Origin of the sequence: Dactylosporangium sp. NBC_01737 (genome assembly GCF_035963215.1) — a bacterium.
In the GTDB taxonomy this organism is placed as follows: Bacteria; Actinomycetota; Actinomycetes; order Mycobacteriales; family Micromonosporaceae; genus Dactylosporangium.
On the sequence record NZ_CP109153.1, the window covers coordinates 194,827 to 212,815 of the forward strand.

Here is a 17,989-nt window from a genome sequence, read left to right on the forward strand (position 1 = left end):
GGTTGACCCGCAGACCTTAGCCGCCGTTCGGCAGCTCGGTCATGGTCACCAGCTCTCCCGCCGCGGTGTGGGGGTCCAGGTCACCGCCGGCCACGCGAGCGGCCAGCTCTTTGAGGACCGCGCCGCCCCGCAGGGCCTCCATCCGGGCACGCAGCGTGCCCAGGGCGATCGCCTCGATCTCGGCCGCCGCCCGGCGCTCCCGCCTCCTGCGCAGCTCGCCGGTGTCCTGGAGGTGTTCGCGGTGTTCTGTGATCGCCGCCACGATCTCCTCGATGCCCTCGGCCTTCGTCGCGGTGCTGCGCAGCACCTTGGGCCGCCACTGGCCGGGTGCCCGCTCGCCGAGGCCGATCATGCCCTGGATGTCGCGGTACGTGGCGTCGGCGCCGTCCCGGTCCGCCTTGTTGACCACGAAGATGTCGGCGATCTCCAGCACGCCCGCCTTGGCCGCCTGGATCGAGTCGCCCATGCCGGGCGCGAGCAGCACCAGGGTGGTGTCGGCGAGCCCGGCGATCTCGACCTCGGCCTGCCCGACGCCGACGGTCTCCACGACGACCGGGTCGCAGCCCGCGCCGTCGAGCACCCGCACGGCCTGGGGGGTCGCCGCCGACAGCCCGCCGAGGTGCCCCCGGCTGGACATCGAGCGGATGTAGACGCCCGGGTCCGTGGCGTGGTCCTGCATCCGGACCCGGTCGCCGAGGATCGCCCCGCCGGTGAACGGGCTGGACGGGTCGACGGCGAGCACGCCGACGCGCCGGCCCGCGTTGCGGAACGCGCGGACCAGCTCGTTGGTGGTGGTCGACTTGCCCACGCCGGGCGAGCCGGTCAGCCCGATGACGTGGGCCTGGCCGGCGAACGGCGCGAGGGCCGCCGCGACCTGCGGCAGCACCTCGTCGCCGTCCTCGACCAGCGACACCAGCCGCGCGACGGCGCGGGGGTCACCCTCCCGCGCCTTCGCGACCAGATCGGGCACGTCCCGCGAACGCCGGACGCTCACCGCTTCGGTTCCCTGGCTTCGTTGCCTTCGCTCATGTCCTGAATGATCGCTGGTTCACTGCTTGGGGACACGCAGCAGGAGCGCGTCGCCCTGGCCGCCGCCGCCGCACAGGGCAGCCGCGCCGAGCCCGCCGCCGCGGCGGCGCAGCTCCAGCGCGAGGGTCAGGGCGAGCCTGGCACCGGACATGCCGATCGGGTGACCGAGGGCGATCGCGCCGCCGTTGACGTTGACGATCGCCGGGTCGATGCCCAGGTCCGCGGTCGACTGCACGCCGACCGCGGCGAACGCCTCGTTGATCTCGACCAGGTCGAGGTCGGCCGTGGTCAGCCCCGCCTTGCCGAGGGCGTGCTTGATCGCGTTGGACGGCTGGCTGGTCAGCGAGTTGTCGGGGCCCGCGACGTTGCCGTGCGCGCCGATCTCGGCGAGCCAGGTCAGCCCGAGCTCCTCCGCCTTCGCCTTGCTCATGACGACGACCGCGCAGGCACCGTCGGAGATCGGCGAGGACGTCGCGGCGGTGATGGTGCCGTCCTTGCTGAACGCGGGCCGCAGCTTGGCGAGGGTCTCGACCGTGGTCTCCGGCCGGATCTGCTCGTCGTCGGTGACCAGCAGCGGGTCACCCTTGCGCTGCGGGATCTCCACCGGGACGATCTCCTCGGCGAAGCGCCCGTCCTTCTGCGCGGCGGCGGCCTTCTGGTGGCTGGCCGCGCCGAACGCGTCCTGCGCCTCGCGGGTGATCCCGAGCCGCGCCACGTGGCGCTCGGTCGACTCGCCCATCGACACCTGGTCGTAGGCGTCGGTGAGGCCGTCCAGGGCCATGTGGTCCTTGATGACGACGTCGCCGTACTTGTACCCCTGACGCTGCCCGACCAGCAGGTGCGGGGCGTTGGTCATCGACTCCATGCCGCCGGCGACCACGATGTCGAACTCACCCGCCCGGATGAGCTGGTCGGCGAGGGCGATCGCGTCGAGGCCGGACAGGCAGACCTTGTTGACGGTCAGCGCCGGCACCGACATCGGGATCCCGGCGTCGATGGCGGCCTGGCGGGCGGGGATCTGGCCGGCGCCGGCGGTCAGCACCTGGCCCATGATCACGTATTGCACCTGCTCGGGCGCCACGCCCGAACGCTCCAGCGCCGCCTTGATGGCGACACCCCCGAGCCTGGTGGCGGGAAAGTCCTTGAGCGCGCCGAGCAGGCGCCCCATCGGCGTGCGGGCGCCGTTGACGATCACCGATTGAGTCATCGGGTGGCCTCCGAGAGATGGTTCACATCGCACCGTCGCGACTGAACGATTACTTGGGATTCAGACTATCGCTATGACGTCTTCCGACCCGCAGTTGGATATCTCACCCGTCGGCATCCTGCGCATCGATCACGTGGGTATCGCCGTGGCCGATCTCGACCAGGCGATCGAGTTCTATGCGCGCGTGTTCGGCATGCGTTGCGTGCACCAGGAGACCAACGAGGAACAGGGCGTGCGCGAGGCCATGCTGTCGGTCGGGCCGACCACGGACGGCGGGTGCCTGCAACTGCTCGCCCCGCTGAGCCCGGCCTCGACCATCGCGAAGTTCCTGGACCGCAGCGGTCCGGGCATGCAGCAGCTCGCGTACACGGTGACAGACATCGATGCAACCTGCGCCGAGCTGCGGTCCCGCGGCGTCCGCCTGCTGTACGAGTCGCCGCGGCGCGGAACGTCCGACTCGCGCATCAATTTCGTACACCCGAAGGACGCCGGAGGCGTACTCGTGGAGCTGGTGGAGCCATTCCGCGCAACTTCGAGCAACCACTCCTGAGCCGGTCAGTGGACTTCTTCACAGGCCGGTTCCTGATGTAGCTACTGTTCAGTAACGTCCGGATGAGGGCATCGAGATGTGTCGCCGATCCCCATAGGCACCCCGCATTCCGGGGTTCCACGCTTGTTGCCTTCATCCCGGACGTTAAGGAGCCAGCGGTGCAGCAGATCCTCGACGCGATCATGCAGGCGGAGCGGGCCACGGACCCTGCAGCCGAGCTCCGCGCCGTGGCCGGCCTGCCGGTGCCGTCGTCGTACCGCGGCGTGGTCGTGCGCGCCGACGAGACCGACATGTTCGACGGCCTCGCCACCCGCGACAAGGACCCCCGAAAGTCCCTGCACGTGCAGGAGGTCCCGACCCCGGAGGTCGGCCCCGGCGAGGCGCTGATCGCCGTCATGGGCAGCGCGGTCAACTACAACACCGTCTGGACCTCGATCTTCGAGCCCGTCTCGACGTTCGGCTTCCTGCAGCGGTACGGCCGGCTCAACGACCTCTCCAAGCGCCACGACCTGCCCTACCACGTGGTCGGCTCCGACGCGGCCGGCGTGGTGCTCAAGGTCGGCCCCGGCGTGAGCAAGTGGAAGCCGGGCGACGAGGTGGTCGCGCACTGCCTGAGCGTCGAGCTCGAGGACGCCGCCGGCCACGACGACACGATGCTGGACCCGCAGCAGCGGATCTGGGGCTTCGAGACCAACTTCGGCGGCCTCGCCGAGCTGGCCCTGGTCAAGGCCAACCAGCTCATGCCGAAGCCCGCCCACCTGTCCTGGGAGGAGGCGGCCTGCCCCGGGCTGGTCAACTCCACCGCCTACCGGCAGCTGGTCTCCCACCACGGCGCGCAGATGAAGCAGGGCGACACCGTCCTCATCTGGGGCGCGTCCGGCGGCCTGGGCTCCTACGCGACGCAGTTCGCCCTCAACGGCGGCGCGACCCCGGTCTGCGTCGTGTCCAGCCCGCAGAAGGCCGACCTGTGCCGGGCCATGGGTGCCGAGCTGGTGATCGACCGCTCCTCGTACACCTTCTGGAAGGACGAGCACACCCAGGACACCGCCGAGTGGCGCCGCTTCGGCGCCGAGATCCGCTCCCTGACCGGCGGCGACGACCCCGACATCGTGTTCGAGCACCCCGGCCGCGAGACCTTCGGCGTGAGCGTCTACGTCGCCAAGCGCGGCGGCACCATCGTCACCTGCGCCTCGACGTCCGGGTTCATGCACCAGTACGACAACCGGTACCTGTGGATGAACCTCAAGCGCATCGTCGGCAGCCACTTCGCCAACTACCGCGAGGCGTGGGAGGCCAACCGGCTCATCGCCCTGGGCCGGATCCATCCGACGCTGTCGCGCACGTACGCGCTGGACCAGACCGGCCAGGCCGCCCACGACGTGCACCGCAACGCCCACCAGGGCAAGGTCGGCGTCCTGTGCCTGGCCCCGTCCGAGGGTCTGGGCGTCCGCGACCCAGATCTGCGCGCAAAGCACGAGCAGGCGATCAACCGCTTCCGCGACCAGTAGCGGGACCGGTCCGGCAGCTCCAGGACCCCGCGGCGGGAAGGTCACAATGACGTGACCCTCCCGGCGCGGTTGTTTTTTGCCCACTGCAGGCAGAACACCCATGTCATCCGGGGTGGGCATTCTCTCGGTGTGCACGCCGTTCGGTGACCTTGACCTGGCCGGACGGCCAGGCGACACGCCGACAAAGCGTGACAAACACGGGGCGTGTCCTGCCCTGGTGAAGTTGACCTTGTGACCATCTCGGAAGAGTGCCGTTGCACCCTTGCGAAAGCCCCCCCGTGGTCTGCAAGTATGTGCCAATGCCCCAGCAGCAGTCCTCGGTTGACTTCTTTCAGAACGGCTCGGATCACGAAGAGCTGAGTGTCGTCCTGCGCGGCTATGACCGTGCCCAGGTCGACGCCAAGCTGCAGCGGATCAACGCGCAGCTCCAGCAGGCCAACCAGGCTCGCGAAGAGGCCGAGGGTCGCCTCGCTGAGTCCCAGCGGCGCATCCGTCAGACCGAGCAGCGGCTCGGCACGATGGAGCAGAAGCTGAGCGACACGAACAAGCAGCTGGAGGAGAACAACCGGCCGACGCTGTCGGGGCTGGGCACGCGGGTCGAGCAGATCCTGCGGCTCGCCGAGGAGCAGGCCAACGACCACCGGGGCGAGGCCAAGCGGGAGTCCGAGGGCATCATCTCCGCCGCGCGTCTCGAGGCTCGCGAGATCACCGACAAGGCGCGGGCCGAGTCCGCCGCCATGAAGGCGACCGCTGAGCGCGAAGCCGGCAACCTGCGCACCGCCGCCGAGCGCGAGGCCGCCGAGGTCCGGGTCCAGGCCCGGCGCGAGGCCGACACGCTGCGCGCCGACGCGGAGCGCGAGACCAAGCAGCTGCGCACGGCCACCGCGCACGAGGTCGCCGAGCTGAAGGCGACCGTCGAGCGCGAGGTCGCGACGCTGCGGGCCACCGCCGAGCGGGAGATCACCCAGCTGCGCGCCAAGGCCGCCCGCGAGGCGGAGGAGAAGCGCGCCGAGGCGACCAAGCTGCTGACCGACGCCCGGGACAAGCGCGACAAGGACCTGCAGTCCCTGGCGCTGGAGATCGCCGAGCGGCAGGAGAAGGCGGAGCGCGACGAGTCCGCCCGCCACGCCTCCGCGGTCGCCGCGACCCAGAAGCTCGTCAACGAGGCCGAGAGCCGCGCCCGGGCCGCCGAGGACCGCGCGAAGGAGATCGAGCAGCGGGCCGAGGCCCGTCGGGTCGAGTCCGAGCGCAGCGCAGCCGAGACCCTCGAGAAGGCCAAGAACCTGTCCGAGAAGACGGTCAACGAGGCCCGCGCCGAGGCGCACCGCCAGCTCAGCGAGGCTCGCGCCGAGGCCGAGGAGACCACCCAGCGCGCCCGGCGCGAGGTCGAGGACCTCACTCGCCAGAAGGACGCGGTCACCTCGCAGCTCGGTCAGATGCTCTCCGGTCTCGCCGGGATCATGCCGTCGGTCCAGCCCCCGCAGCAGGGTGGCCCGGCCGACGCCAAGAAGGCCAAGTCCGGCGACGGGGACAAAGTCTCCGCCTGACGCTCGCGGGGCGCGGTGATCCGGCCGCTTCTCTATCATTCACGGGGAGTTCGATCGCACGTCCCGTCATGCGCGGTGTGTAATTGCGCGTGGCGGGACGTTGCGTGTGAGGATGGGTGTTATGGCAGACGGCGACCTCTTCGACACCGGCCCGGGCGGCGTCTCTTCAGAGCCCGACTTCGAGACCGCACTGCGTGGATACAACCGCAGCCAGGTCGACAAGTACTGGACTCAGTCAGAGAACGAGATCCATGCCCTGAAGCTGGAGAACGAGGAGGTCTGGGGCCAGGTCCAGGCACTCGCGTCACAGGTTCAGGACCTGCAGATGGAGCTCGCTGACCTGCGCAGGCGGGGTCCTGTGGGCGAGGTCTCGTTCCGTCATCTGGGCGCCCGCGTCGAGCAGATCCTGGGCCTCGCCGAGGATCAGGCCGAGTCGATCCGCGCCAACGCCGTGCAGGACATCTCTGGCCTGCGCGCCGAGGCGGAGCGGCTGCTCGCCGACGCCCGCGGCCGCGCCGCCAAGGCCAACGAGGACTTCGAGCTCGCCCTCGCCGCCCGCCGTGCGGAGGAGGAGCGACTGGTTACGGAGCGTCGCGCCGTCCTCGACGCGGAGACCCGCGCGGTCGAGGAGCGGGCCGCCGCATCGCGGGCCGAGGCCGAGCGGATCGTCGCGCACGCCCACGCCGAGGCGCAGCGCATCACCGCCGCCGTCACCGCGCAGCTCGAGCAGGCCCGCCTCCAGGCGGAGCAGGAGCTGCAGGAGCTGCGGGCGAGCGCCGAGCAGCACTCGACGCAGGTCCGTGCGCACGCCGACCAGCACGCCGCCGCCGCGCAGCAGCACGCCACCACCGTCACGACCCAGGCACAGCAGCAGGCCGACGCGATCCTGGCGCAGGCACAGGCGCAGGCGACGGCGGTCACGACCCAGGCGCAGCAGCAGGCCGACGCCGTCACCGCGCAGGCACAGGCCCAGGCGACCGCGGTCACGACCCAGGCACAGCAGCAGGCCGAGTCGGTGACCGCGCAGGCACGGCAGCAGGCCGACGCCGTGGCCGCGCAGGCGGAGCAGGCCGCCGCCGCCGTCGCCGCCAAGGCGCAGGGGCCGCGGCCACCGTCGCCGCGCGGGCCGAGGAGCACGCCGCGACCGTCGCCGCGCAGGCCGAGCAGGCCGCGACCGCCGTCACCGAGCAGGCCGCCGCGCAGGCGAAGGCCATCGCCGACACGGCGGTGTCGAAGGCCGAGGCCGCGGCCGCCGAGGCGCACGCCGCCGCGACCGAGGCACACCAGAAGAGCACCGACGAGGCGACGCAGAAGGCCGGCGCCGAGGCCGCGCAGCAGGCGGCCGCCGCCCGCGCCGCGATCGAGCAGGAGCTGCGCGACCTGCGCGCCGCCCATGACGCCGAGCTCGCCGAGCTGCGCGCCACGGCGGAGCGTGAGCTTGCCGAGGCCCGCGCCGCGGCGAAGGCCGAGGCCGACCAGCTCCGCGCCGCCGCGGCGGCCGAGGCCGAGTCCCTGCGCGCCGACGCCGCGACCGAGGCCGACACGCTGCGCGCCGCCGCGGCCGTGACCGCCGCCGAAGCCACCGCCGCCGAGGTCAAGGCCGCACACGAGGTCAAGGCCGCCGCTGACGCCAAGGCCGCCACCGACGCCAGGACGAAGGCCGACGCGGCCGCCCAGGCCACCGCCGCCGAGGTCGAGGCGGTCACCGCGAAGCTCGCCGAGGCCGAGGCCCGCCTGGCAGAGGTCCAGTCGCAGGAGGCCGCCCTCCGCGAACGGCTCAAGGACGCCACCGCCGCCGAGGCGCGCCTCGCCGAGCTGCGCGAGCAGGAGCAGGCGCTGACCGAGCGACTCGCCGCGACCGCGGCGGCGCAGGAAGGCCAGGAGCAGCGGGAGCAGGACGTCACCGCCGCCGAGGCCCGCCTCGCCGAGCTGCGCGAGCAGGAGACGGCACTGACCGCGCGGCTCGCCGAGGCCGAGGCCGCCGAGCAGCGGATCACGGAGCTGACCGCCCAGGAGGCGCAGCTGCGGGAGCGGGCCACGGAGGCCGCCGACGCCGAGGCGCGGCTCGCCGAGCTGCGCACGCAGGAGACGGCGCTGCAGGGGCGGCTCACCGAGGCCGCCGCGCAGGAGGCCGAACTGCGGCGGCGAGTGAAGGAGTCCGCGACCACGGAGGCCCGCCTCGCCGAGCTGCGCGAGCAGGAGACGGCGCTCACCAGCAAGGTCGCCCAGGCCGAGGCGGCGCTGAGCACCGAGCTGGCAGGGTTGCGGTCCCAGGAGACGGACCTCACCACCCAGGTCGCGGCCGCCGAGGCGCACCTGGCCGAGCTGCGGCAGCGCACCGTCGACGCCGAGGCGCTGAGCGAGAAGGCCGCCGCCGCCGAGGAGCGGCTGCGCCAGGCGGAGGAGCGGGCCGAGGCCGCGCAGCGGCGGGCGCAGGAGATCGAGCAGCTCGCGACCGCCGCCGGGACCGAGGCCGCCGAGCGCGCCGCGCAGACGATCGCGGAGGCCGAGCAGGCCGCCGAGGCGATCCGGGAGGCCGCCCGCCGCGACGCTGAGGCCGCGCCGGCCGCCGCCCCGGCCGCCGGCACCACGACGAGCGCGACCGGAGGCGGCGCGACCAACGGCAACGGCAAGGTGAAGGTCGCCGCCGAGTAACCCCGGATCGGGTGGGAAAGTCTGGCGGGAAGCCGATCCGGCCTGTCCGAACTGCCGAAAGTCCCTGTGCGCCATGTGCAGAAAGCCGACACTCAGGTTGAGGGCGTGATGACAGATCACGTATCGTCCGCGGGTCTGCGCGCCGAGTCACGTACAGGGGGAGATCGTGTGAGCGGTCCGGAGCGAAGCGGAGGAACCGCGCACCGGGATTGCAGGATTGGCTCACGGCGGCGCCGGAGCGCAGCGGAGGTGACGCTGTGAGCAGCACGGAGCGAAGCGGAGGAACCGCGCACCGGGATTGCAGGATTGGCTCACGGCGGCGCCGGAGCGCAGCGGAGGTGACGCTGTGAGCGGTCCGGAGCGAAGCGGAGGAACCGCGCACCGGGATTGCAGGATTGGCTCACGGCGGCGCCGGAGCGCAGCGGAGGTGACGCTGTGAGCAGCACGGAGCAGGTGCAGAGAAGCCGGCCCGGACGTCACACCGCTCCACCTACCGGGCCGCGCCTGTTCACACGCCGCCGCGTCGCGATCGGTGTCGCGATCGTGGTCGTGGTGGCCGCGGGCACCGTCGCGGTCGTGCAGTACCTGTCGGGCGGCTCGCAGAGCCAGTCGACCAGCGGTGAGAAGGCCACCGTCATCAGCACCGCCGGCACCGTCGTCGACGGGCAGCACCTGACCACGGCCCTGCACATCAAGGCCGACAACGTCAAGGTGGTCAACTCGACCGTGCGGCACAAGGGCACGGTGGCGATCCGGGTGTTCCCCGGCTTCAGCGGCACCGTCGTGGAGAACACCGAGGTGTGGTGCGACGCCAAGGACATGGTCGGCGTCGGCAACGGCGGCTACACCGCGGCGAAGGTGAAGGTCCACGGCTGCGGCACCGGCTTCCAGCACTTCGCCGGCGCCCCCGCGGTGGTCAGGGACTCGACGGTCGACGACCAGCCGTACAAGGCCAGCTACGCCTTCGACGAGCCCGGCAAGAAGCACGCGACCACCGGCGCCGGCCTCGTCGCGGGTCCGGTCAAGGCCACGAAGCCCTGGCCCGGCCCCGACAACACCGGGGTGCCGGCCGGGACGGAGCTCACCCCGTACACCGGGCAGTATGCGATCACCCAGGACAACACCGTCATCGACGGCAAGATCCTCACCGACTGCCTGGACATCAAAGCGAAGAACGTCACGATCAAGCGGTCGAAGATCAGCTGCAAGAACAAGGGCGGCATGATCATCCGGGTGTTCGACGACGTGGTGCCCGGCGCGAGCCTGCTCATCGAGGACACCGAGATCGTGGGTGAGGGCCAGGGGCTCGGCGTCGGCTTCGGTCACTACACGATGCGCCGCGTCAACATGCACCACCTCAACGAGGGCCCCCGCGTCTCCGACGGCGCCGTCATCGAGGACAACTGGATCCACGATCTCGTCTTCACCGACGAGAAGGATCACCAGGACATCCTGCAGACGACCGGCGGCGAGCACATGATCGTGCGACACAACACCCTCGAGGCGTTCAACCCGACGACCAACGACCCGTTCAACGCGGGCTTCCAGCTCGGCTCGGAGACCGCCCCGAAGCTGAGCGATCTCCTCGTCGAGGACAACCTGTTCACCGGCGGCAACTACACGGTGAACCTGCGCCCGGACACGAAGGCGGAGAAGGTCGTGTTCCGCAACAACGTGTTCGTGCAGAACAGCCGGTACGGGCCCGCCTCCAACGAGGACCTCGACGGCGTCACGTGGGAAGCCAGCAACGTCTACCTCGAGGGCGGCAGGCCCGTCACCCAAGGGCCCTAGAAGCGCACCACGGACTTGGTCACCGTGTACGCCTCGGCGTAGTGGGCCCGGCACTCCATGCCGCGGATCCGGGCCAGGCCGAGGAACACCTCGTCGTCCCACCAGTCGCGGGCCTTCTGCGACGGGAAGTGCTCGTGCAGCAGCTCGACCTTCCGCCGGCCCTGCTCACGGGTGAGCGGCACGTAGACGTTGCGCCGGGAGAGGTCGCCGTCCCACTTCGGGATCTCGTAGTGCATGACGAGGGAGTCCCGGAACGCGGTCGAGGCGAGCGAGCCGAGCAGCCGGTGGTCCTGGTGCGCGTCGTCGGTCGACGGCGCCAGGACCAGGTCCGGGGTGCCGAGCCGGGACGCGGCCTCGACGATCTCCTTGGTCGCGTTCCAGTGCGCGGGAAGGCGCCCGTCGGGCAGGTCGTTGAGGTGGAACGTGACGGTGCCCTGGGACAGGAACGCGGTCGCGGCCGCGCGGGCCTCGTCCTGCCGGGCCGGCACACCCGTCGCGAGGACGTACTGCACCGACACCCCTGGAGGCAGGGACAGCAGCAGCCCGCCGGCGGCGATCTCGATGTCGTCCGGGTGGGCACCCAGGGCGACGACGGACCGCACGCCGGCCAGCGAGAACTCGATCACGCGCGCTGCGTGGGGACGAGGGACGGGCGGCGGGTGGAGTCCCACAGCATCCACGGGCAGTTGCCGTGGTTGTATGCCTCCTCCATCTCCGCGCGGTCCTTGAACGTGTCGACCGCGCGCCAGAACCCGTCGTACTGCTGCGCGAGCAGCTTGCGGTCCGGGATGAGCCGGTCGAAGGCGTGCGGCACCATGTCCTCGCCGTCGCGCAGGACGTCGAAGATGTCCGGCCGCATGATGAAGTAGCCGCCGTTCTCCCAGGTCATCAGCTCGCGGAAGTCCCGGACCCGCGAGACGGCACCGTCGGCGCCCATCTCCACGACGTGGTGGGTGGACACGGGTGGCACGGCGAGCATGCTGACCGCCGCGCTGGACTCCCGGAACCGCTCCACCATCTCCGGCAGCGGCGCGTCGGTCAGCGTGTCGGCGTAGTTGGCCAGGAACATCGGCTCGTCCTCGACGTACTTGCGCACGCGCATAAGCCGCTCACCGATCGTGGCCTTGAGGCCGGTGTCGATGAAGGTGATGTTCCAGTCGGTGATGTCGGTCGAGAACAGCTGCACGTCGCGGTTGCCGCCGACGAGGGTGAAGTCGTTGGAAAGCGTCTCGTCGTAGTGCAGGAAGTAGTCCTTGACCACGGCCGCCCCGTAGCCCAGGGCGAGAACGAAGTCGGTGTGTCCGAAGTGGGCGTAGTAGCGCATCACGTGCCACAGCAGCGGCCGGTCACCGATCATCGCCATCGGCTTGGGCACGTTGCTGGTGCCCTCGCGCATCCGCATGCCGAGACCACCGCAGAACAGGACGACCTTCACGACAAACTACCCCTCAACGTCGAGAGCCGGGATCGGGTAGACCAGCTTGCCGCCCCAGTCACGCACGTAGGACAGCTGCGCGCTGATCTCGGTGCGCAGGTTCCACGGCAGGACGAGGACGTAGTCGGGCCGGTCCGCGGCGATGCGCTCCGGCTCGTGGATCGGGATGTGCGTGCCCGGCAGGAACATGCCCTGCTTGTGCGGCGACCGGTCGACCGTGTACTCGAGCAGGTCCTCACGGATGCCGCAGTGGTTGAGCAGGGTGTTGCCCTTGCCCGGGGCGCCGTAGCCGACGACCCGCTTGCCCTCGGCGCGGGCCTTCATGAGGAAGTCGAGCAGGTCACGCTTGATGGTGAAGACCTCGTCGGCGAAGCCCTGGTGCCCCTCGAACGTGTGCAGGCCCGCCGTGGCCTCGGCGTCGAGGACGGCCTTGACCGCCACCGACGGCTCCCCCGCGGTCCCGGTGTGTTGCGCGTGTACGCGCAGCGACCCGCCGTGCGTCGACAGCTCCTCCACGTCGACGACGGTGAGCCCGCCCTTGGCGAGCGCCCGGGACGCGGTGAGCAGCGACAGGTACTGGTAGTGCTCGTGGTAGATCGTGTCGAACTGCCGGCGCTCGATCAGGCGGAGCAGGTGCGGGAACTCCAGCGTGACCAATCCGTCCGGTTTGACCAAATTCGCGAGGCCCTGACTGAAGCCAATGATGTCCGGAATGTGCGCATAGACGTTATTTGCGGCAACCAGGTCCGCGCGGCCGTACTGCGCCGCGACCGATTCGCCGGTTTCCGGCCCGAGAAAGCAGACCTCGGTCCGGATCCCCTTTTCGCGGGCCACCGCCGCGACATTTCCGGCTGGCTCAACGCCGATCACAGGAATACCCGCGGCCACAAAATGCTGCAGAAGGTACCCGTCATTACTGGCCACTTCGGCGACCAGGCTGTCGGCCGTTAGGCTGAGCTTCTCGATCATAGCGACGGAGTACCGGCGGGCGTGCTCCACCCAGGAGGATGAATAGGAGGAGAAGTACAGGTAGTCGGAAAAGATCTCCTCACCCGCCACGTACGCCGGGAGCTGCACCAACAGACACTCAGAGCAGGTGCGCACGTGCAGTGGGTAGAACGTTTCCGGTGCGTCGACCCGATCCGCGGAGACGTAGCTCTCACACAGTGGTGACATACCGAGGTCGACGAAGGTCTCGGTGAGCTCGGCGCCACAGAGCCGGCACGAGACAACGGGCATGCGTCCCCCCAAAATAATCGTTGGCGCTAGGCTTCTGCTTCATGGCGGAAGCTATACCGCAGGAGCAAGATGTGGACGCGTCAGCCTAAGGCAGAATCCAGGCCAAGAAGCTAGCGGTCACCGAAGACTGCAGTTCAACGCCAGAGTAAGAAGTCCGACACACCACCGAGGGCACTTTCGGTCCCTCTTAGACTCTCCTTCCACCCGCCGAGCGTTCGGGAGCTTTGCCATGCGCGTTCTCGTCACTGGTCACGACGGATACATCGGCAGCGTGCTGGTGCCGATACTCCGGCAGGCCGGGCACGAGGTGGTCGGTCTGGACACGGGGTTGTTCGCGGACTGCGTGCTCGGGCCGGCGCCGGAGGAGGTCAAGACGCTGCGCGTCGACCTCCGTGACGTCGAGCCGTCCCACGTCACCGGCTTCGACGCGGTCATGCACCTCGCGGCGCTGTGCAACGACCCGCTGGGCAACCTCAACCCGGACCTGACGTATGACGTCAACCACCGCTCGACGATCCGCCTGGCGAAGGCCGCGAAGGCCGCCGGGGTGCAGCGGTTCCTGTTCTCGTCGTCCTGCTCGCTCTACGGCAAGGGCGCCGACGACACCCCGCTGGACGAGACGGCCGGCTTCCAGCCGGTGACGCCCTACGGAGAGTCGAAGATCCTCTCGGAGCAGGGCCTGCTGGAGCTGGCCGACGACGACTTCTCGCCGGTGTTCCTGCGCAACTCCACGGCGTACGGGTTCTCCCCCCGGCTGCGCGGCGACCTGGTCGTCAACGACCTCGCCGCGCACGCGCTGCTCACCGGGCAGGTCCGGCTGCTGTCCGACGGCAAGGCGTGGCGCCCCCTGGTGCACATCGAGGACATCTCCGCCGCCTTCCTGGCGCTGCTGGAGGTCGACCGGGCCCGGGTGCACGCCAAGGCGTACAACGTCGGCAAGAGCAGCGAGAACTACCTGATCCGCGACGTGGCCAACCTGGTCGCCGAGGTGGTGCCGGGCAGCGAGGTCACCTTCGCCGAGGGCGCCGGCACGGACCTGCGCAACTACCGGGTCACCTGCGACCTGATCGCGGCGGAGGTCCCCGAGTTCCAGCCGAAGTGGACCGTCAAGCTCGGCGTCGAGCAGCTGATCGAGCAGTACCAGCGGCACGGCCTCACGATCGAGCAGTTCGGCAGCGAGACCCATCAGCGCATCAAGCGGATCAAGTCGCTGATGGCGGCCGGCAAGCTCGACAACAACCTGCGGTGGGTGGCATGAGTACGGACCGTCTCTGCGACGCGTGCGGCGAGGAGCGGCTGGTCCCGTTCGCCGACCTCGGTGACATCCCGGTCCTGTGCGGGGTGCACTGGGAGGCCCACGGCGACGCCGTCGCGTCCCCCGTCGGCAGGATGGAGCTGGCGCACTGCCCGCGCTGCGCCTACGTGCGCAACATCGCGTTCGAGCCGGACCTGCTGGTCTACGACACGACGATGGACACCAACCTGCACTTCTCCCCCGCGTTCCAGCGGTTCTCCGCGGACCTGGTGCAGAGCCTCAGCGAGCGGTACGACCTGAGCGGCAAGCTCGTGCTGGACATCGGGTGCGGCCAGGGCGAGTTCCTCAAGGAGCTCACCCACGTCAGCGGCGCGACCGGCGTGGGCTACGACGCGATGTACGCGGGCGAGATCGGCACCAGCGGCGCGACCACGTTCCACAGCGGGCTCGCCCCGCGGGTCGCCGGCCTGCCGAAGTATGACTTCTTCACCTCGCGGCACTGGTTCGAGCACCTCGACGACCCGCACGAGTTCCTGGTCGACCTGCGGGAGCAGGCCAAGGGTCGCGAGGTCTTCGGCTACGTCGAGGTCCCCGACGCGGTCTACGACCTCGCCACCGCCGGCTGGGAGGTCATCTACCCGCACGTGTCCTACTTCGACGCGTACTCCCTCGCCAGCATCTTCAGCCGGGCGGGCTGGACGGTCGAGTCCACGGGGACGCTGTTCTCGGGGATGTTCCGCTACATCGAGGTGTCGGCGAACCGGCCCCGCGCCGGCGGTCACGTCGCGCACACCGGCGAGCTGCCGTCGATGCGGGCCCGCGACAAGCAGCTCGCGGCGATCGCCGGCTTCGCCGAGCGGCACCACGCCGAGCGGGAGCGCTGGCGCACCACGATCGCGAAGCTCAACGCCGACGGCGCCCGGCCCGTGCTGTGGGGCGCGGGCTCGCGCGGCGTGCAGTTCCTGACCCTCGCCGACCGCGAGCTGGGCCTGCACGGCGTCGTGGACCTCAACCCGCGCAAGTGGGGCCGGTTCCTGCCGGTCACCGGGCACCGGGTCGACCCGCCGTCCACGCTGACGACGCTGCAGCCGAAGGCCGTCGTGATCACCAACCCCGCCTACAAGGAAGAGATCGCCAAGTCCCTCGCCGACCTTGGCGTGACCGCAGAGATCCTGGTGGCCTGATGCCTGCGACCAACCCTCGCGTGACGATCGGCATGACGACGTACAACGTCGAGAAGTACCTGCCCCTCGCGCTCGAGTCGATGCTGGCCCAGGACTACCCGGACTTCGAGATCGTCGTCTGCGACAACCTGTCCACGGACGGCACCTGGGACATCCTGGAGCGCTACGCCGCCAAGGACGAGCGGGTCCGGGTGTACCGCAACCCGGAGAACCTCGGCGAGGCCGGCAACTTCCGGCGGGTGGTGCAGCTGGCCCGCGGCGAGCTGTTCCGCCTGGCCGCGCACGACGACCTCGCCGCGCCGAGCTTGATCAGCCGGTGCGTGGAGGCGCTCGACGCGCACCCGGAGGCGATCCTGGCCTTCCCGCAGACGATGCTGATCGACAGCGACGGCAACGAGATCGGCCCGTGGGACGACGCCATGGACACCCACGACCTGCGCTCACGCAGCCGGGTGAGCTGGTACGCGCGCAAGTGGAACCTCTGCAACGAGGTCTTCGGCGTGATCCGCACCGACGTGCTGCGCAAGACGCGGCTGCTCGGGCCGTTCCTGTCCAGCGACGTGCGGATGCTGCACGAGCTGGCGCTGCGCGGCGAGTTCGTGCAGGTGCCGCAGCGGCTGTTCTTCCGCCGGATGCACGCGACCAACACGTTCGGCGCCCAGCGTGACACCGACGAGGTGCTCGAGTGGCTGGAGCCGGGCGCGGCCAAGGGCAAGACCCGCAAGCGCAAGCCGGCCTCGGACCAGAGCCACCACACCAGGATGACCTGGGAGATCACCAAGGCGCTCATGAGCAACGAGCTGCCCGTGACCGAGCGGGCGGTGGCCACCGGGGCGTTCCTGACCTCCTGGGGCACCCGCCGGGGGCGGGCCAAGCTGGGCCGCATCCGCCGCTCGATCACCCGCACCCCGATCGCCCCACCGCCGTGGGAACAGCCGTCGGACCAGCAGTCTCAGGCCTAGGAGTCCCGCATGAGTCAGGGCGTCGACCAGTCCGTCGATCCGCTCGACCGCACCGTCGACCTTGACAGCACCGTGGAGATCGGGGCGCTGACCTCGACCAAACCTTCGCCGGAGAAGGACCTGGCGAAGGACCCGGAGAAAGATCCGGAGGAGGCGCCGCGCAAGCGGCTCAAGTCGGCGATCTTCTGGTCCTACGCGCTGACCGCGGGCCGGCTCGGCACCACGACCATCGTCACCTTCGTGCTGGCGCACATGCTCGGCCCGCACGCGTTCGGCGTCGTGGGCACCGCGCTGCTGTTCGTGATGATCACGCAGATGCTGCTCCAGCAGACGCTGCTGACCACGATCATCCAGCGGGAGAAGCTCGACGGCGACCACCTCGACGCCGGCTTCTGGCTCGTCATCGGCGGCAGCGTCGTGCTCACCGCCCTCGCGGCCGGCGCGGCGCCGTTGTGGGCGTCGTTCAACAACCAGCCCGAGGTCACGATGATCTGCGTGGCGCTGACCCCGATGATCCTGCTGCAGGGGCTGACCGTCGTCCCCGAGGCGATCACGCGGCGGAACATGACGTTCCGTCCCCTCGCCATCCGGACACTGATCGCAAACGTCATCGGCGGCGTGGTCGGCATCATCATGGCCGTCGCCGGCTACCAGGCCTGGGCCCTGGTGGCGCAGCAGCTGGTGACCGGTGTCGTCGGCGCGGTCGTGCTGTGGACCGTCACCGACTGGCGGCCCCGCTTCCGGTTCCCCCGCCAGGCGATCAAGGACCTGTGGGGGTTCTCCGCCCAGTCCGCGCTCGGCGGCATCGGCGTGTTCCTGTCCATCCGCATGGACCTGCTCGTGCTGGCCAAGTTCTTCGGGCCGGTGGCGGTCGGCCTGTACCGCATCGCGCAGCGCCTGCCCGACATGCTGACCGAGGTGACCAGCCGCTCGCTGCAGCAGGTGTCACTGCCGGAGCTGGCCCGGCTGCAGCGCAGACCGGCCGAGCTCGGCGACCGCCTGGCCAAGATGCTGCACGTCTCCGCCGTGGCGGGGCTGCCGGCGCTGGGCATCCTCGCCGCCACGGCGAAGCCGCTCGTCGCGCTGCTCGGCCCCGAATGGTCGCCGGCCGGCACCGGCATGCAGCTGCTGTGCATCGTCGGCGTCGTCAACGTCTACGGGGTGCTGCTCGGCCCCGCGCTGCAAGCGGTCGGCCGGCCCGGCCTCAACACCGCGATGGCGTGGTTCCAGCTCGTCGTGGGCGTCGCCACGTTCTACCTCATCGGCAGGTGGCTCAACGGCTCCACCGACGACCGGGACCAGGTCGCCGCGATCGCGCTGGGCATGGCCGCGGTCGAGCTGTCGATCACGATCCTGATGATGTACGTCACCTTCGTCCGGGTGCTGAAGGTCGACTCCTGGCAGATCCTCGGCCCGACGGTGCCGGCGTTCATCGCGGGCGCCGCGGGCTTCGCGATCCCCTTCCTCGTCGACCGATTCGGTCTCGTCGGCGGCCCGTGGGTGCTCAAATTCGTGGTGTACGGCGTGCTCGCCACCGGCATCTCAGGTGGGCTGCTGCTCGCGCTGGACACGCGTACCAGGGGGATGGTCATGCGGAAGGTACAACCGATGTTGCGTAGATCGTAGG

General features: G+C 70.3%; 15 protein-coding genes. 9 read left to right on the forward strand and 6 right to left on the reverse strand.

What is annotated here, in order from left to right:
- Window positions 1-16: 16 nt before the first annotated feature.
- Complete coding sequence (gene meaB / locus OHA72_RS00905) at window positions 17-994, reverse strand: methylmalonyl Co-A mutase-associated GTPase MeaB (RefSeq protein ID WP_327005959.1); 978 nt, start codon at window positions 992-994, stop codon at window positions 17-19.
- Window positions 995-1,048: 54 nt separating this feature from the next.
- The gene (locus OHA72_RS00910; RefSeq protein WP_327005960.1) at window positions 1,049-2,236 is read right to left on the reverse strand and encodes an acetyl-CoA C-acetyltransferase; all 1,188 of its coding nucleotides are present in this window, start codon (window positions 2,234-2,236) and stop codon (window positions 1,049-1,051) included.
- 73 nt (window positions 2,237-2,309) lie between these two features.
- On the opposite strand from OHA72_RS00910, the gene mce reads away from it, so the two are divergent.
- From mce to OHA72_RS00925, 3 genes are all read left to right on the forward strand, one after another.
- Window positions 2,310-2,786: a methylmalonyl-CoA epimerase gene (gene mce, locus OHA72_RS00915; RefSeq protein WP_327005961.1), complete on the forward strand. Its 477-nt coding sequence runs from the start codon at window positions 2,310-2,312 to the stop codon at window positions 2,784-2,786.
- A gap of 158 nt (window positions 2,787-2,944) precedes the next feature.
- Window positions 2,945-4,294 (forward strand): crotonyl-CoA carboxylase/reductase, encoded by a 1,350-nt coding sequence (gene ccrA / locus OHA72_RS00920; RefSeq protein WP_327005962.1) that lies wholly within the window; start codon window positions 2,945-2,947, stop codon window positions 4,292-4,294.
- Between the two features lie 299 nt (window positions 4,295-4,593).
- Window positions 4,594-5,841, forward strand: coding sequence for a coiled-coil domain-containing protein (locus OHA72_RS00925; protein WP_327005963.1), 1,248 nt, complete (start codon window positions 4,594-4,596; stop codon window positions 5,839-5,841).
- A 304-nt stretch (window positions 5,842-6,145) separates the two neighbouring features.
- Here OHA72_RS00925 and OHA72_RS00930 read toward each other — a convergent pair whose 3' ends face one another.
- On the reverse strand, window positions 6,146-6,682 hold the full coding sequence (locus OHA72_RS00930; protein ID WP_327005964.1) for a hypothetical protein: 537 nt from the start codon (window positions 6,680-6,682) through the stop codon (window positions 6,146-6,148).
- 386 nt (window positions 6,683-7,068) lie between these two features.
- Here OHA72_RS00930 and OHA72_RS00935 point away from each other — a divergent pair, with 386 nt between their 5' ends.
- Both OHA72_RS00935 and OHA72_RS00940 read left to right on the forward strand, forming a co-directional pair.
- Window positions 7,069-8,496, forward strand: coding sequence for a coiled-coil domain-containing protein (locus OHA72_RS00935; protein WP_327005965.1), 1,428 nt, complete (start codon window positions 7,069-7,071; stop codon window positions 8,494-8,496).
- A gap of 435 nt (window positions 8,497-8,931) precedes the next feature.
- On the forward strand, window positions 8,932-10,287 hold the full coding sequence (locus OHA72_RS00940) for a right-handed parallel beta-helix repeat-containing protein (RefSeq protein WP_327005966.1): 1,356 nt from the start codon (window positions 8,932-8,934) through the stop codon (window positions 10,285-10,287).
- Here OHA72_RS00940 and OHA72_RS00945 read toward each other — a convergent pair.
- From OHA72_RS00945 to OHA72_RS00955, 3 genes are read right to left on the reverse strand one after another with little or no spacing between them, the layout of a single operon-like run.
- Window positions 10,284-10,913, reverse strand: a complete 630-nt coding sequence (locus OHA72_RS00945; protein ID WP_327005967.1) for a PIG-L deacetylase family protein — start codon at window positions 10,911-10,913, stop codon at window positions 10,284-10,286. The two genes, OHA72_RS00940 and OHA72_RS00945, sit on opposite strands and share 4 nt — an antisense overlap.
- Window positions 10,910-11,722, reverse strand: a complete 813-nt coding sequence (locus OHA72_RS00950) for a sugar phosphate nucleotidyltransferase (protein WP_327005968.1) — start codon at window positions 11,720-11,722, stop codon at window positions 10,910-10,912. Before OHA72_RS00950 ends, OHA72_RS00945 begins: the two co-directional genes overlap by 4 nt.
- A gap of 6 nt (window positions 11,723-11,728) precedes the next feature.
- Window positions 11,729-12,961, reverse strand: a complete 1,233-nt coding sequence (locus tag OHA72_RS00955; protein ID WP_327005969.1) for a methyltransferase domain-containing protein — start codon at window positions 12,959-12,961, stop codon at window positions 11,729-11,731.
- 229 nt (window positions 12,962-13,190) lie between these two features.
- Between OHA72_RS00955 and OHA72_RS00960 the strand changes: the two genes are divergently transcribed.
- From OHA72_RS00960 to OHA72_RS00975, 4 genes are read left to right on the forward strand one after another with little or no spacing between them, the layout of a single operon-like run.
- Window positions 13,191-14,219, forward strand: coding sequence for an NAD-dependent epimerase/dehydratase family protein (locus OHA72_RS00960; RefSeq protein WP_327005970.1), 1,029 nt, complete (start codon window positions 13,191-13,193; stop codon window positions 14,217-14,219).
- The gene (locus OHA72_RS00965; RefSeq protein WP_327005971.1) at window positions 14,216-15,400 is read left to right on the forward strand and encodes a class I SAM-dependent methyltransferase; all 1,185 of its coding nucleotides are present in this window, start codon (window positions 14,216-14,218) and stop codon (window positions 15,398-15,400) included. Before OHA72_RS00960 ends, OHA72_RS00965 begins: the two co-directional genes overlap by 4 nt.
- A gap of 20 nt (window positions 15,401-15,420) precedes the next feature.
- Complete coding sequence (locus OHA72_RS00970) at window positions 15,421-16,362, forward strand: glycosyltransferase family 2 protein (protein WP_327005972.1); 942 nt, start codon at window positions 15,421-15,423, stop codon at window positions 16,360-16,362.
- A gap of 9 nt (window positions 16,363-16,371) precedes the next feature.
- Window positions 16,372-17,988, forward strand: coding sequence for a lipopolysaccharide biosynthesis protein (locus OHA72_RS00975; protein ID WP_327005973.1), 1,617 nt, complete (start codon window positions 16,372-16,374; stop codon window positions 17,986-17,988).
- Window position 17,989 lies beyond the last annotated feature (1 nt).